Here is a 14,566-nt window from a genome sequence, read left to right as displayed (position 1 = left end):
CCTATCCTCTTCGTTCTCCGAGCAGACGCCAGTCGACAAAGCCCTCTTCCAAGCCTTTTAGGAGCACTTCAGCGGTTCCCATATTCGTTGCCAGCGGGATGCCATAGACATCACATAAACGGATTAATGCCGTGACATCAGGTTCGTGCGGCTGTGCAGTCAATGGATCCCGGAAAAAGATGACCATATCCATCTGGTTCTGGGCAATCATCGCACCAATTTGCTGATCGCCACCGAGTGGGCCGGATTGGAAACGGATGACCGGCAAGCCGGTTCCGTCAATTACCCGCTGCCCAGTCGTTCCGGTTGCGTACAGCGTATGCTGAGCCAGTATCGGCTGGTAGGCTGTGATAAATTGAATCAGGTCATCTTTTTTCCTGTCGTGGGCAATCAAAGCGATTTTCATATCATCTTCTCCTTTAAACAATTATATGTTCCAACCCATAAATAAGTTCTTCTTTTCCCATTACGGTTTTAATGGATAAAACGACGCCTGACATAAAAGACCCACGGTTAAAAGAATCGTGGCGAAGCGTCAGCAGTTGTCCGTCTCCACCGAGCAGGACCTGTTGATGGGCTACGAGTCCAGGCAGCCGGACACTATGGATCCGCATGCCGTCATAATTAGCGCCTCGGGCACCCGCGATGGTCTCTTTTTCGCGCACATGTCCCTGTTCGTGAATCGGACGTTCCTGGGAAATCAAATGAGCTGTCTTCATCGCCGTTCCGGATGGGGCATCCAGTTTTTGATCATGGTGCATCTCGATAATTTCGATATCTGGCAAATACTTGGCTGCCTGTTCCGCAAACTTCATCATCAATACCGCGCCAACCGCAAAATTGGGTGCGATGATGCAGCCGACTTTCGAGTTTTTTGATAGAGCTGTCAGCTCTTCAAGCTGCTCATCCGAAAAGCCCGTCGTTCCAACAACTGGACGTATGTTCAATTCCAAAGCCTGTTTTGTATGCTCGTAAACAAATTCCGGTGTGGTCAGATCAACCAGCACATCCGGTTTCGTTTCCAAGTAGAGTTTTTTTAAATCGACGTAAACCGGTGCAGTATAAGCAGAGGGAAATAAGTTGGTATCTGCCAATGTTTTGCCTACTTCTTTATAATCCAGAACAGAGACCAGCTCCATTTCCGGGTTGTTCATAACTGTATGTACGGCTTCCTTGCCCATCTTTCCTCTTGCTCCTGCAATTGTCACGCGAATCGTCATTGGTCTTCATCCTTTCTTGTCCAACGGTCTTTGTCTCTGCTGGTGAATTTTTCTATTACACGGTCATGAGCATGTGCCAGATCGATATCCATCGAATTCGCCATACAAATCAGGACAAACAAGACATCTCCCATTTCTTCTTCGATGCTGTTTTCAGTCTCGGAGTTCTTCTTTTTCTTAGGTCCGTATTCGTGCATCACTTCTCTGGAAAGTTCCCCCAGTTCCTCGGTCATGCGGGCCATCATTTCCATCGGCCTAAAATAGCCTTCCTTGAATTGTCCGATATACTCATCAACGTCCTGCTGAAGCTGTTTCATGGTTTTTTCTCCGTTCATATCATCACACTCCTCAGTCAATCGTAAAGAAAACTAACGATGTTGTCAAAATACTATAATTAAACGATAATACAGAAGTTGATATTCAAGAAAGGGGCTTAGTTAAATTGAAAGAACTTAAAATCAAAAACATATTTTTTATTCTGCTGGGTGCTGCTATTTACAGTTTCGGCTTTGTTCACTTTAATATTCAAAATGAATTGGGCGAAGGCGGATTTGCCGGAATTACGTTAATTTTGTATTTCATCTTCCATTGGGATCCGGCATTGATGAATCTGCTGCTGAACATTCCTTTGTTTTTTGTTGGCTGGAAACTGCTCGGCAGGAAAGTATTTTTTTACACCATCATCGGAACGGTAGCAGTTTCCGTATTCCTGAAGATTTTCCTGGTCTACGAAATTCAAATCAATTTGCAGGATGACTTATTCTTGGCAGCTTTGTTTGCCGGTGTTTTTGTCGGGATCGGGCTAGGAATTATTTTCCGTTATGGCGGGACGACAGGAGGAGTCGATATTCTCGCGCGCCTGGCACAAAAGTACATCGGCTGGAGCATGGGAAAAACGATGTTCATGTTCGATGCAGCAGTCATCATGCTATCCTGGCTGACGTTCCTCGACCATCGTTCGATGATGTATACATTGGTTGCTGTTTTTGTTGGCGCACGTGTTATTGATTTTGTGCAGGAAGGTGCCTACGCAGGGCGAGGCGCATTGATCATCTCAAACTCACAGGAAGAAATCGCCAGCCGGATTGCCGTCGAAATGGACCGAGGCATCACAATTCTTCGCGGCTATGGCCACTTCACAAAAGAAGAACGCGAAGTCCTGTATTGTGTTGTAGCAAGAAACGAAATCGTGCGCTTGAAGAACATCATCAATTCAGTGGATCCTCACGCATTTGTTTCCTTAATGGAAGTCCACGATGTGATGGGCGAAGGATTTACTCTGGATGAAGAAAAAAAGCCAATTGGTTGATTGTAGAAAAGTGCAAGCCTTACAAAATCGAACATAGAAAAAACGGCCCATTTATCGGGCCGTTCAGGCTGTAGACAAAGTCTAATAAAAACGAATAGCGGTGTATAACCCCAACAAGCCTAGTAATCCCTTCACTCAAGGATTTGGAGCGCAAGGCGGCGACTCCTGCGGTAGAACGGAGTGATGAGACCCCGCAGGAGCTTGCGACGAGGAGGCTCAGCGCTTCGTCCGCGGAAAGCGTCCACCTGGAGCGGAGAATCCAGTATAAACGCGATAAAATGAGTATTCATTCTTTGAATACCATAAATATTCTTTTGTCTACAAGCTCAACGGCCCGTTTATCGGGCCGTTTTTTTATGAACGGTTCATGCTTGTGTAGATCAGTATCAATCGTGCCAGTTCAAGCACTGCAACTGCAGTGGCAGCTACATAAGTCATCGCTGCTGCACTCAATACTTTTTTTGCATCGCGTTCTTCTTCATTTCGGATGATGTTATGCGACAGCAATTGGTCCATTGCCCGGCTCGAAGCGTTAAACTCAACCGGCAACGTCACCAATTGGAAGATCACACCGGCTGCCAAAAGGATAATTCCGATCAACAATGCCCCGCTCCATGCAGAAAAGAAACCAATCATGATGAAAATCCACGACATGTTCGAAGAGATATTGACAATCGGCACTAGACGATGGCGAAGGCGAAGGAACGAATAGGCTTCCGCATCCTGGATCGCATGTCCGACTTCGTGAGCTGCAACCGCGGTTCCAGCGACTGAGGCTTCATGGTAATTATGGCTGCTGAGGGCAACGACTTTCGTTAACGGATTGTAGTGATCACTCAACATGCCGCGACTCTCCACAATTTTCACATCTTGAAGACCATTACCATCCAAAATGATGCGTGCTACCTCTGCCCCAGTATGTCCGGATGTAGAACGGATTTTCGAATATTTACCATACGTTCTTTTCAGTTTGAATTGAGCCCAAATTGGGATAATCAGCAAAAGGATAAAATATAAGATATAACCACCCATATCCATGTATAAATGAACACCTCTTTCTTCCTGCTTGTTACCCTTATTTTACTTGTGTTAGTCAACTTTGGTCAACTAAAACGGATTGTGCTTTGTTCAGATGAGCGACATAAAAGGCGAAAATCACACAGGCAATCGACAGCCAGAATGTAAAATAACCGATTTGGCTGCTATACTCACTCAAAGTACTGTAAATTGGCATTTGCCCGAAGACATAATCGATTACGTCGTTATGCAAGGTCCAAACTGCAGCCAATGCCACGGACAGCCAGCCAAAACGAAAATGTTCAATATATAGAATAGCCTGCAGTGCCATGGCGAAATGCGAACCGATCAGCATCCAGCCAATCCAACCGATTGAACCGGTCTCCCACAGCGTCAGCAAATTCATGACGACTGCCCATAAGCCGTATTTGATCAGAGTCACGAATGCCAATGCTTCAAACAGCCGGCTCCGTTTGCCAAAAATCCATAATCCCAGAACAATGGTAAAAAAAAGGCTTGCCGTCGGACTATCTGGAACAAAAATCAAAAAGATCGGTTCGGTTATTTTCATCTGCCAGCCATACCATATGTATCCATAAATCGTACCGCCCAGATTTATAAAGAAAAGCATAATTAAAAATGGGCGGTACATGAGCCAAGCAGAAATCTTAATTGCGAAGGAAAGCATTGTTTTTCTTCCTTTCAGGGTAGAAAAAAAGAGCCGGTTTCCCGGCTCTTTTCTACTTTTATTATTCAGCTTCAAGGCCTGAAATAAATTCAGCTAAGACTTGCAGATCTTCATCTGTTCCGTCCCATGAAGGCGGCATAGTTTGTGCTCCGCCTGCTTGAATGCCGTTGACAGCAATTTCAGCGATTTCTTCAGGCGACAATCCGGTACCAACAAGTGTCGGACCAACTGCCCCTTCAAGATTATCACCGTGGCAACTGATACATGCTGAAGCAGAGTAAATTTCATATCCTGGATCAGTTGTATCAATTTCAACTTCCTGCGTGATCTGCCCTTGCGCTTCAGCAGCTTCCCAGTCATGGTTTGCTACCGATTCCCATGTCAGGAATATGATAGAAGCGATGGCAAGAATCATGAATCCTGTAGGCAATGGACGTTTCGAAGGACGTCTTTCCGGTCCGCGATCCAAGAATGGAGCTAACATAAGTGCTCCGAAAGCTAGACCCGGCATTATGATAGCGCCCACTACGTTGAATGGTCCGGAAGCGAATTCGTATTTCAGTAATTGATATAAGAACAAGAAATACCAGTCTGGCAAAGGAATATAAGCTGTATCAGTCGGATCAGCCTGGCCTTCAAGAGGCGACGGATGAGCGGCAGTCAAAAGCAAATATCCAATCAAGAAGACTGAACCAATCATCCATTCTTTCAAAAGGAAGTTTGGCCAGAAGGCTTCAGTTTTACCAGGGTATTCGGAGTAATCTTTAGGAACATTCGGCTTACGGAATTCCATACCTGGAACACGCGAATCCCCTACAAATTTCATCCCTTTTCCGCGATGCATAGTGTTCCCTCCTTAATAAATCCGTGTTGCGGACTAAATTATAGCGGTCCTGAAATACCCTGTCTTCTGATCATGATAAAGTGAGCAGCTAGCAACCCAAGCAAAGCTGCAGGCAAGAAGAAGACATGGATAGCGAAGAAGCGCGTCAAAGTCTGTGCACCAAGAATTGTTGAATCCCCAGCCAATAAAACTTTGATCATACCACCGATAACCGGTACAGATGCTGCAATTTCAATCCCAACTTTTGTTGCAAATAGAGCTTTCATATCCCAAGGAAGCAAGTAGCCTGTGAAACTTAAGCCAAGGATAACGCCGAATAACAGAACTCCAACGACCCAGTTCAATTCACGAGGCTTCTTATAAGAACCTGTAAAGAATACCCGCAGTGTATGAAGGAAAATCATAACAACTACAAGAGAAGCTCCCCAGTGGTGCATCCCACGCACAATTTCTCCAAAAGCGACTTCGTTTTGAAGATAATAAACCGACTGCCAAGCATTTTCAATATCTGGTACATAATACATGGTTAAGAACATACCGGATAAAATCTGAATCACTGTAATGAAAAATGTCAGTCCTCCAAAACAATAAACAAATGCTGAAAAGTGGTGTGCGGGGTTTACGTGCTCAGGTACTTCATGGTCAGCAATATCACGCCAGATAGGCGTGATGTCTAATCGCTCATCAACCCAATCATATAACTTGTTTAGCACTGGTGTCGTACCCCCTTAACTATTAAACTAATGTGTTTTGTCTTACTGCACCGATAGCTACAAAGCCATCCTGTTCTTGTACTTCGTACTCGTCCAGTGGGCCAAGCGGTGGTGTTCCTGCGATGTTCTGTCCGTTTTTCTCATAACGGCCTGCGTGGCATGGACAGAAGAATTGTGTCGGTTGTTCTGGATCTCCCGCCCAGTTCACTGTACATCCTAAATGTTTGCATACAGGTGAAAGCGCGATTAACTTATCGCCTTCTTTATACACCCAAGCCGAATTCGTCACTTCAGATACATACCACGCGTCTGTTTGTTCATATGAAAAGTCGACACGTACCGGTTCTTCAGTGATATCAGCTACAGCTTGATCAGTTAAAACGAAATCTCCGCCTTCTTTTTGCTGAAGTATCGGGTCTACCGCAAAACGAACCATTGGCATCAACATTCCTGCTGCCATAAAGCCGCCTACACCAGTTAATGTGTAGCCTAAAAATTGACGTCGTGATACACGATTATTACTCATCCTTTTCCCCCCTCTAACATTCAAGGTCAGTCCAATGGACATACTCAATCAAATATAATTACTAGGACAACCTAATGATATATCAATCAAATCTTTAGGTCAATATCGCAATCAGCGTATTCACACAGTTTGTGAACATTTCATGAATGATGTGACCATTCTTTCGTAAATAGCGGCAATACCTGTCTCAACTGGTCTTCCATGACCGATTTCTTGAAAGATTGGTCCATATCTTCGATTGGAATTGCAGGCAGCCATAAAACATTTTTTAGGCTGTCGATGGTCCGCCATTCCGAATCAGTCGTCAAATAAAACACGTGTTTGAACTTCGTCTGTTTCAGTTCCTCTGAAAGTTCATCGGCAATTCGCTGCCGATTCGCTATTTTGGCATAAGAAACGGGCGGAAGCAAAAGTATCCGCCCTTTGAATTGCTTTTCCAATAATGCAGTTAAGGTTTGAAGGTATTCGGAAGCTCCAGCACTTGGCTTCATCCCATTCGCGCTTAAATCCAATTGAAGAAGCGGCACTACAGCTGTATCTACATAGTCCTGCTGGTTTAGGTATTGATCCATTTCTTTTCCGATAAAATGCATAACCCTTATTCACTCTCCGTCTTTTTTATGGTTTTAAACGCTTGGAGCATCGCTGACAGTTCAAAGAACCGGTCGCGATCATTGGCATCCAGCGCCTCATCAATTTGCTTATAGATCGTTTCTTCCTGGAAGGTTGACATGCTTTCTTCGAGAATCTTTTCAGCAATCAGTCGGTCCTGTTCATTGACTGAAGCATTTTTGGGCATATGCGGATTTTCTTCCAGCACCGATAAATAAAGGGCTGGTGGAGGAATGTTCGGGAAATTCAATTGCACATACAGATCATCATCAGGATTTAAGCGCAAGTCGTGAAACGACTTTTCCGCATCTGCTGTCATCAGATTTCCTTTGTAGAAACGAAACGGTATTTCCTTCGATTCAGTTGAGGACATGACCATGGCACGCGGACAATAATGCGCTTCTTCAACAAAATGGGTTTTTTCAAGCAGATCTTCGTTGCTCAACATGTAATTAAGAATCCAAATGCACTCGCGTCTTTTCATCTTGTATGATTGCAGAAACCAACGGACGAATTGCTTTTTTTCACCTATCGACACTGAAGCGGTCATGAAAATTCCTCCTTTCATTCAAACGACTGCTGCCAGTCGAACCATTCTGGATTTTCCGGTTCCAATACCTGCAGTTCTTTAATAATTTCGAGGGCGGTTCCACGTTTTCCTTCTTCTATTAAAAATAAGGCATATTTTCTAAGGAAAGTAGCGTCGTCTTTAAAAGCCGGGTAAGCTTTCTCATAATAGACGGTAGCCTGCTTGTAGTCTTCAGCACGTTCATAGGCTTCGGCAATCATTGGATAAAGGCCTGCCCAATCATCACCGCTTTCAATCACCATATCTGCAAGTTCCAGAACTTCTTCATCCCGCTCTTCGGCATGGAAATAGGATACCAGTGTGTAGATGGCCTCCATGTATTCCGGATCCAAAGCGATTGCTTGGCGCAGGTGGCCGACGCCTTCTTCTGCCTTACCGAGCTTCATGGCCAACTTGCCGGCAAACAAGTATAATTCCTTGTCGAATTCGTCTCTGGCGATGCCTTCGCTTATCGCCTGATAGGCAGCCTCATAATCTTCCGTCATGTTTAGGCTTTGCGATTTCAATAAATATGCGGAGAAGTAATCTGGATCGATTCCAATCAATTCGTCGAGTCGGCGGACGGCCATTTCATATTGGCGCGTCTGGAAAGCCGCAAATGCTGCTCCAAACAGAACATCCGGAGCAGCCTGATCTTCAAGGACTTTCTCGTAATAAGGTAAAGCTTCTTCATATGCAGCACCCGCACTGTAAACCTCGGCCAGCCGTTCAGAAAGATTGACGCCTTCAATCACGATCTGCTGCGCTTCAAGCTCCTGATAAATTTTCGCCGATTCCAGGTAGCGTCCGGAATCCAGCAGCAATTCCGCTTTCGCCTGCTGCAGCAGCGGTTCCTCCGGCATCAGTTCAATTGCTTCGTTTAAGCGGTTCTCAGCAGCTTCAAGCAAGCCCTGCAGCTGGAACAGGTCTGCCAGTGTCACAAGTGCCTGAGCATATAGCTCATCGTCTTTAGGTACTTCCATTAATGCATTCAATGCATCGTCTTCCCGGTCGGCGTCAATCAGCAGATTGGCCCGATCGATTGTCAGCTGCGCTTCTTCAGGAAAAATGTACTGTAGATGCTCGAGCACTTTGATTGCTTCTTCCACAAAGCCGATTTCCGCCAGCCATTCCGACAAACCGTATTGCTCATCGGGATCTCCCTGCAGCAAATAGCTGTCCAATAAGGTGTTCAGAAGATTTGGATCTCCTTGTTCCACCGCTTTTTGTATCTCTTGCAAGTTAGCCATCCTATCACCTTTTCCTTCACATTCTTACTCTCATCCTACACGAAAGATCTGCTTTATCATAATAAAAAACTCTCCATCAGGAGAGTCCATTTGTCAGTAAATTCAGTTGTTCAAAGAAGTTCGGATAAGAGATTGAGATGCAGTCCGGATCGTCGATCACGATTTCTCCAGATGCTGCCAAAGCACCGATTGCCGCCATCATGCCGAGGCGGTGATCGCCGTAGGAAGTCATTTCAGCACCGGTCAAGGCCGTCGGTCCATGTATGATCATACCGTCTTCTGTCGCTTCGATGTCTGCGCCCATTTTCGATAATTCCTTGACGACTGCAGCAATGCGGTCCGTTTCCTTAACCCGCAACTCTTCAGCGTCTTTGATTATGGTCGTTCCCTCTGCCTGCGTCGCAATGAGGGCGATCAAAGGAATTTCGTCGATTAACCTCGGAATCAGATCCCCGCCGATTTCGATTCCTTTCAATCTGCCCGAAGAGATGATCAAATCAGCCGAGCGTTCTCCCTGCGTATCGATTTCTTCTTTCTCGATAATACCGCCCATTTTTTCGACAACATCCAAAATGCCCGTCCGCGTCGGATTTACGCCGACATTTTCCAAGGTCACTTTGCTGCCTTCCGTAATCAAGGCAGCACCGATCATAAACGCAGCAGACGAAATATCACCAGGCACCTGTACATGGGTAGCAGTCAGTTTTTGGCCGCCTTCCAGTTTGATCAAGTGGTCTTCCCGCGTGATCGTCGCACCAAAATGTTCCAGCATGATTTCTGTATGGTCACGTGAAGCAATCGGCTCGTGGATGACCGTCTTGCCCTCTGCTTTTAAGGCAGCTAATAAAATAGCAGATTTCACTTGGGCACTTGCCACTGGCAACGTATAGTCAATCGCCTTCAGCCTGGTTCCTTGAACTGCCAATGGTGTGTACTGTCCATCCTGGCGCCCGCGAATATCCGCACCCATCTCACGAAGCGGATTGATGATGCGCTTCATCGGACGCTTGGCGATCGATTCGTCACCCGCCAAAACCGAGTGAAAGCCTGTCCCTGCCAATAAACCGAGCATCAGGCGTGTTGTGGTTCCTGAGTTGCCGGTGTCCAATACTTCAGAAGGCTCTTCCCAGGAATCCTCCCCATCGCTTTGGATGGTCACCAGCTGATCTGTAATATCGATTTTCACTCCCAGTTTCTTGAAGCAGGAAATGGTGCTTAAGCAATCGTCCCCCATCAGGAATCCTTCTACTGTTGTCGTGCCTGTTGCCATGGATCCAAACATGATGGCCCGGTGGGAAATCGATTTATCCCCTGGCACTTGAATGCTTCCCTTCAGGGATGGTTTTTCATATTTCAACGATAATGCCATGGCTTATCCGTCCTTTCAGGAAATATACGAATCGTAAACTGTCCGTGCTGAGATGCATTTTTGTGCACGGGCGCGGTCTTCAGCTGTCTGGAAACTAATGACCAGAATACCGAATACATCTTCCCGCGTTTCCAGAATCCGGAGGTTGACGATGCTGATCCCTTCTTCTGCCAAATAGCCCGTCAGTTCCGAAATGCTGCCTGGTACATCCGGTATATCAATGTATAGATCAAAAACGGAAAACATTGCTCCGTGTCCTGCAATCGGAAGTTTGTCCCGCACCATTTTGGCATGCGAAAAGAATTGCTGGATTGGTTCCGGATCGTTTTTCACGAGCATGTCTTTCAATTGATCCATCTGTTCCATCCAGTTGCTCAGTTGCTGGACGATCATGGCGTTATTCTGCGTGGTGATATCACGCCACATTTCTGGATTTGCCGAGGCAATACGCGTGGTATCGCGGAAACCACCAGCCGCCAATTGCCGGGCAAAAGGAAACTTTTCCTCCTGATCCAGTTGGTGGACCAAGGATGCCGCAATCAGATGAGGAAAATGGCTGACGATAGCTGTCATATGATCATGCTCTTCGGCCGGCAATACTTCCACTTTAGCTTTTGTAACCACCAACAAATCCTTTAGAAACTGAAGGCGTTTTTCATCCGTGCTGTCACCCGGCGTTAAAATATAAAAGGCATTTTCAAATAAGACATCTTTTGCAGCCTCGACACCACTTTTATGCGAACCCGCCATTGGGTGTCCACCAATAAATAAATGGTTGAGAGTTTTCGCCGCTTCCATGATCTGCAATTTAGTGCTTCCCGTATCTGTCAAAATGACGTCGTCTTTTAAACTCCAATATTTGCTTTGCTCCATCAACTTGATCGTAGCACCTACCGGCGTAGCAAAAACAATGACATCTGCTTCAGAGGCAGCCTGTTCAAGCGATGGAGGCGAGCTATGTATGATGCCCATCTTAAAAGCTTTTCTGGCAGTTAATGGATCAGCATCGTAACCCGCCACATGAACATCACTGTTGCGCTGAAGTGCTTTTGCAAGCGACCCCCCAATCAAACCCAATCCAATAATTAAAATATGCGTTGTCACGTCGAACTCACCTGGCTTCTAGCTGTCAGGTCCGGACGCAGCTTTATAGCTTCATTTAAATAAACATGATGGATCTCCTGCTGGCTTAGCTCGGTATTGACGTGCATCATGACACGGATGCATAACGGCATACTGCCGGGAACATCCATTTCATGCGTGCACATGACTGGCACATAAGTCCATTCCTCGATTGTCCGAACGGCTTTCGCTGGAAAAGTGGATGAAATGTCTGTTGTCGTCGAGATGATGACAGATGCGACATGGTCCGGCTCGATTTCATTTTCTTTGGCCATTTCCAATACCAACCGCTTTGTTTCCTTCAGAATCTCATCCGGCTGATCTGCAGAAACCGTAATTGCACCTCTTACACCGCGTATCATCAAATCACTTCTCCTATCTGTAAAACTAATTTTTCGTATGCTTCACTTGCATGCTGCTCTTCTACCTTTTCGACAAACGGCATTCCTGTCCGTTCGAGCAAAACGAAATTCAGCGCTCCTCGTGATGATTTTTTATCTTTTTTCATATAAGGCAATAAGGCTTCAAATTGAATTTCCTGCAATACATGAAGCGGGTATCCATTGGCGCTGGACCATTCAATAAATCTATCCAGTTTTTCGTGTTCGGATAATAGCAGGGCATAAGACATGCCAAGCACAACAGCTTCACCATGAGTAATTTTTCCATAGCCGAGATGCCCCTCTAGTGCGTGCGCCAAGGTATGGCCAAAATTCAAATATTTCCTCACGCCGCCTTCGAATTCGTCTTCTTCGACGATCGCCGCTTTGACAGCAATGCCTTTTTCCAAATGGCGGTTCAGGTCTTCTTCTGTCATCACTGAAAAGTCATGGATGGCCAATAGTTCCTCCAGCCATTCTTCATTGGATATAAAGGCGTGTTTGATCACTTCAGCCATACCGGAACGAACTTCTCCCGGCGGCAAAGTGGCCAGCAGCTTGCTGTCATATAAAACAGCTTGTGGCTGGTAAAAGGTGCCGATCATATTTTTTCCCAATTCATGGTTGATAGCGGTTTTTCCCCCGACTGCACTGTCATGAGCTAAAATGGTGGTCGGAAGCTGGACGAACGGAATTCCGCGCATGAAAGTTGAAGCGACAAATCCCGCTACATCTCCTGTAGCCCCACCGCCAAAAGCCAACAGCAAGGAATCTCTCGAACAGTTTTCGGATAGCAGAAAACTGTGGCATGCCATAAAGGTTTCCACAGATTTCGCGCTTTCCCCAGCAGGAATCGTCAACACATGGACTTCCCAGTCAGTCAAAAAATCCAATAAGTACGGCAAATGAAGTGCCGCTACCTGCTCATCTGCAATGACCACAATCCTGTCTGCTGCATCCAGCAGGGAGCGGTAAACATCAGCAAACAAATCGAATGCACCGGCACCAATATGAACTGTATATGGATGATCAGCTTCGACCCGCAATTGCTTCATGCTTAAAACTCCTTCGCGTACTTCATATAGTTCTTCAGGTTATCTACCAAGCGCGGCATTTGATCTGCATCAAACTGATCCAGTAGCGCGTTTGCCACTTCCCAAGCCACTACATGCTCAGCCACAATCGAAGCGGCTGGAACTGCACAGCTGTCAGAGCGCTCAATGCTCGCCTGGAAGGGTTCTTTTGTTTCGATGTCCACACTTTTGAGTGGCTTATATAAGGTAGGAATCGGCTTCATTACACCTCTTACAATAATTGGCATCCCCGTTGTCATTCCGCCTTCGAATCCACCAAGGTTGTTGGTTTTGCGTGTATAGCCGTTTTCTTCATCCCAAAGAATTTCATCATGGACTTCACTGCCGGGTTTTCTGGCCATTTCGAATCCTAAGCCGAATTCCACACCTTTGAAGGCATTGATGCTCATGATTGCTGCTGCCAGTTTGGCATCCAATTTCCGATCATAATGGACATAGCTGCCGATTCCTGCAGGCATGCCTTCCACAATCACTTCCACTGTCCCGCCGATAGAATCTCCATTTTTTTTCGTTTGATCAATCAAATCCGTCATTTGCTTTGTAACAGATGGATCCGCACAATAAACTGCATCGTTTTCAACGATTTCACGAATTTCATCAGCTGACTTTCCAAGGTAGCTTTCAGGGTTTACTTTGATGCCACCGATTTCGGTCACATGGGAAACGATTTTGATGCCCAATTCAGCAAGCAATTGCTTTGCAACTGCGCCAACTGCCACACGCACCGTCGTTTCGCGCGCTGAAGACCGCTCCAGTACGTTTCTAAGATCCCGATGGCCATATTTAATGCCGCCGTTCAAGTCGGCATGTCCGGGGCGAGGGCGTGAAAGTTGGCGCTTTACTTCTTCTGTATCTTCGATCGGTTCGATGCCCATAATGGAAGTCCAGTGTTTCCAATCGTCATTAGTGACGACTAAAGCGACAGGAGAACCGAGTGTCTTGCCATGCCGAACGCCAGAAACGATTTCAACCGTATCTTTCTCGATCTGCATCCGTCTTCCGCGGCCATGTCCGCCTTGGCGTCTTTTCAACTCTTTATTAACCAATTCTGCCGTCAAAGGCAATTGCGCCGGCAACCCCTCTATGATGGCAGTCAATTGCGGACCGTGTGATTCTCCTGCTGTTAAATAACGCATTTACGCTTTCTCCCTTCAACGTGCTAAAGTATTTATGTACCACTATACCATAAGGCATTTCTTCAATTCTATATGAAATTCAGATAAAGTGAAACTTCAATCAATTGAGAATAACTCACTTCATAAATTGTTCATTTCCAATGAAAAAAGCCGCCCCACAATCGGGACGGCTCGATAACAAAAAAAGCAGCTGGGCTGCTTTTTCACAGGGTGGGTTAGTTAACCCAGCTGTTCATTGTTTTTTCGTATGATACCAATTCTTCTTCTTTGAAAAATAGGCCGATTTCGCGTTCTGCGCTTTCAGCAGAATCCGATCCGTGAATCATGTTTTTACCGACAGTGACTGCGAAGTCGCCGCGGATAGTTCCTGGAGCTGCATCTTTAGGGTTTGTAGCGCCCATCATTTGACGCGCAGTCAAAATAACGTTTTCGCCTTCCCAAACCATTGCGAATACAGGGCTTGAAGTGATGAATTCAACCAATTCACCGAAGAATGGGCGCTCTTTGTGTTCGCCGTAATGCTCTTCAGCCAATTCAGTAGGAATCTGCATCAATTTAGCACCTGCTAAATGATATCCTTTTTTCTCGAAACGTGCGACGATTTCTCCGATTACGTTGCGTTGAACGCCATCTGGTTTAACCATTAAAAATGTTTTTTCCATTGTAAACACTCCTCTATTAAAAGCTCGGGCTTTTTGCCCACCTTAAAAAATACTAT

The 14,566-nt window shown here is 45.8% G+C and carries 18 protein-coding genes; 1 reads left to right on the top strand and 17 read right to left on the bottom strand.

The features are described from left to right. Position 1: 1 nt before the first annotated feature. Genes mgsA through J7I83_RS02690 form a run of 3 tightly spaced genes read right to left on the bottom strand, consistent with a single transcriptional unit; the run spans position 2 to position 1,555 of the window. Positions 2-406, bottom strand: coding sequence for a methylglyoxal synthase (gene mgsA / locus J7I83_RS02700; RefSeq protein ID WP_215099152.1), 405 nt, complete (start codon positions 404-406; stop codon positions 2-4). A 13-nt stretch (positions 407-419) separates the two neighbouring features. Continuing rightward, positions 420-1,220 carry a 4-hydroxy-tetrahydrodipicolinate reductase gene (gene dapB / locus J7I83_RS02695; protein ID WP_215099151.1) on the bottom strand — a complete coding sequence of 267 codons (801 nt, stop codon included), beginning with the start codon at positions 1,218-1,220 and terminating at the stop codon, positions 420-422. Beyond that, positions 1,217-1,555: a nucleotide pyrophosphohydrolase gene (locus J7I83_RS02690; RefSeq protein WP_215099150.1), complete on the bottom strand. Its 339-nt coding sequence runs from the start codon at positions 1,553-1,555 to the stop codon at positions 1,217-1,219. The genes dapB and J7I83_RS02690 overlap by 4 nt, the downstream gene beginning before the upstream one ends. A gap of 107 nt (positions 1,556-1,662) precedes the next feature. Here J7I83_RS02690 and J7I83_RS02685 point away from each other — a divergent pair, with 107 nt between their 5' ends. Continuing rightward, positions 1,663-2,529, top strand: a complete 867-nt coding sequence (locus J7I83_RS02685) for a YitT family protein (protein WP_215099149.1) — start codon at positions 1,663-1,665, stop codon at positions 2,527-2,529. 354 nt (positions 2,530-2,883) lie between these two features. Here the strand turns inward: J7I83_RS02685 and J7I83_RS02680 are convergent, their stop codons facing one another. From J7I83_RS02680 to ndk, 14 genes are all read right to left on the bottom strand, one after another. Further along, positions 2,884-3,567, bottom strand: a complete 684-nt coding sequence (locus J7I83_RS02680) for a zinc metallopeptidase (protein ID WP_215099148.1) — start codon at positions 3,565-3,567, stop codon at positions 2,884-2,886. A 55-nt stretch (positions 3,568-3,622) separates the two neighbouring features. Continuing rightward, a complete protein-coding gene (lhaT, locus tag J7I83_RS02675; protein WP_215099147.1) occupies positions 3,623-4,234 on the bottom strand; it encodes a lipoprotein heptaprenylglyceryl N-acetyltransferase LhaT in 612 nt (203 codons plus the stop codon). A 61-nt stretch (positions 4,235-4,295) separates the two neighbouring features. Next, entirely contained in the window at positions 4,296-5,078 is a 783-nt protein-coding gene (locus J7I83_RS02670; RefSeq protein WP_215099146.1) for a menaquinol-cytochrome c reductase cytochrome b/c subunit, read from the bottom strand. 38 nt (positions 5,079-5,116) lie between these two features. Continuing rightward, on the bottom strand, positions 5,117-5,791 hold the full coding sequence (gene qcrB, locus J7I83_RS02665) for a menaquinol-cytochrome c reductase cytochrome b subunit (RefSeq protein ID WP_215099145.1): 675 nt from the start codon (positions 5,789-5,791) through the stop codon (positions 5,117-5,119). Between the two features lie 22 nt (positions 5,792-5,813). Continuing rightward, positions 5,814-6,317 carry a Rieske (2Fe-2S) protein gene (locus J7I83_RS02660; RefSeq protein WP_215099144.1) on the bottom strand — a complete coding sequence of 168 codons (504 nt, stop codon included), beginning with the start codon at positions 6,315-6,317 and terminating at the stop codon, positions 5,814-5,816. 140 nt (positions 6,318-6,457) lie between these two features. Further along, a complete protein-coding gene (locus tag J7I83_RS02655; RefSeq protein ID WP_215099143.1) occupies positions 6,458-6,910 on the bottom strand; it encodes a DUF2487 family protein in 453 nt (150 codons plus the stop codon). 5 nt (positions 6,911-6,915) lie between these two features. Beyond that, the gene (locus J7I83_RS02650; protein WP_215099142.1) at positions 6,916-7,479 is read right to left on the bottom strand and encodes a ReoY family proteolytic degradation factor; all 564 of its coding nucleotides are present in this window, start codon (positions 7,477-7,479) and stop codon (positions 6,916-6,918) included. 14 nt (positions 7,480-7,493) lie between these two features. Continuing rightward, the gene (locus tag J7I83_RS02645; protein ID WP_215099141.1) at positions 7,494-8,747 is read right to left on the bottom strand and encodes a tetratricopeptide repeat protein; all 1,254 of its coding nucleotides are present in this window, start codon (positions 8,745-8,747) and stop codon (positions 7,494-7,496) included. A gap of 76 nt (positions 8,748-8,823) precedes the next feature. Further along, positions 8,824-10,116 (bottom strand): 3-phosphoshikimate 1-carboxyvinyltransferase, encoded by a 1,293-nt coding sequence (gene aroA, locus J7I83_RS02640; RefSeq protein ID WP_215099140.1) that lies wholly within the window; start codon positions 10,114-10,116, stop codon positions 8,824-8,826. 15 nt (positions 10,117-10,131) lie between these two features. Then, positions 10,132-11,220, bottom strand: a complete 1,089-nt coding sequence (locus J7I83_RS02635; RefSeq protein WP_215099139.1) for a prephenate dehydrogenase — start codon at positions 11,218-11,220, stop codon at positions 10,132-10,134. Then, on the bottom strand, positions 11,217-11,600 hold the full coding sequence (aroH, locus tag J7I83_RS02630; RefSeq protein ID WP_215099138.1) for a chorismate mutase: 384 nt from the start codon (positions 11,598-11,600) through the stop codon (positions 11,217-11,219). The genes J7I83_RS02635 and aroH overlap by 4 nt, the downstream gene beginning before the upstream one ends. Then, the gene (gene aroB, locus J7I83_RS02625; protein ID WP_215099137.1) at positions 11,600-12,673 is read right to left on the bottom strand and encodes a 3-dehydroquinate synthase; all 1,074 of its coding nucleotides are present in this window, start codon (positions 12,671-12,673) and stop codon (positions 11,600-11,602) included. Before aroB ends, aroH begins: the two co-directional genes overlap by 1 nt. 2 nt (positions 12,674-12,675) lie before the next feature. Beyond that, positions 12,676-13,848, bottom strand: a complete 1,173-nt coding sequence (aroC, locus tag J7I83_RS02620; protein WP_215099136.1) for a chorismate synthase — start codon at positions 13,846-13,848, stop codon at positions 12,676-12,678. A 215-nt stretch (positions 13,849-14,063) separates the two neighbouring features. Continuing rightward, positions 14,064-14,510 (bottom strand): nucleoside-diphosphate kinase, encoded by a 447-nt coding sequence (ndk, locus tag J7I83_RS02615; protein WP_215099135.1) that lies wholly within the window; start codon positions 14,508-14,510, stop codon positions 14,064-14,066. Positions 14,511-14,566 lie beyond the last annotated feature (56 nt).

This window comes from Planococcus sp. ISL-110, from assembly GCF_018613575.1.
Classification (GTDB): Bacteria; Bacillota; Bacilli; order Bacillales_A; family Planococcaceae; genus Planococcus.
Note: the sequence above shows the minus strand (reverse complement) of the source record. Positions and strands in the feature narration are given on the sequence as shown.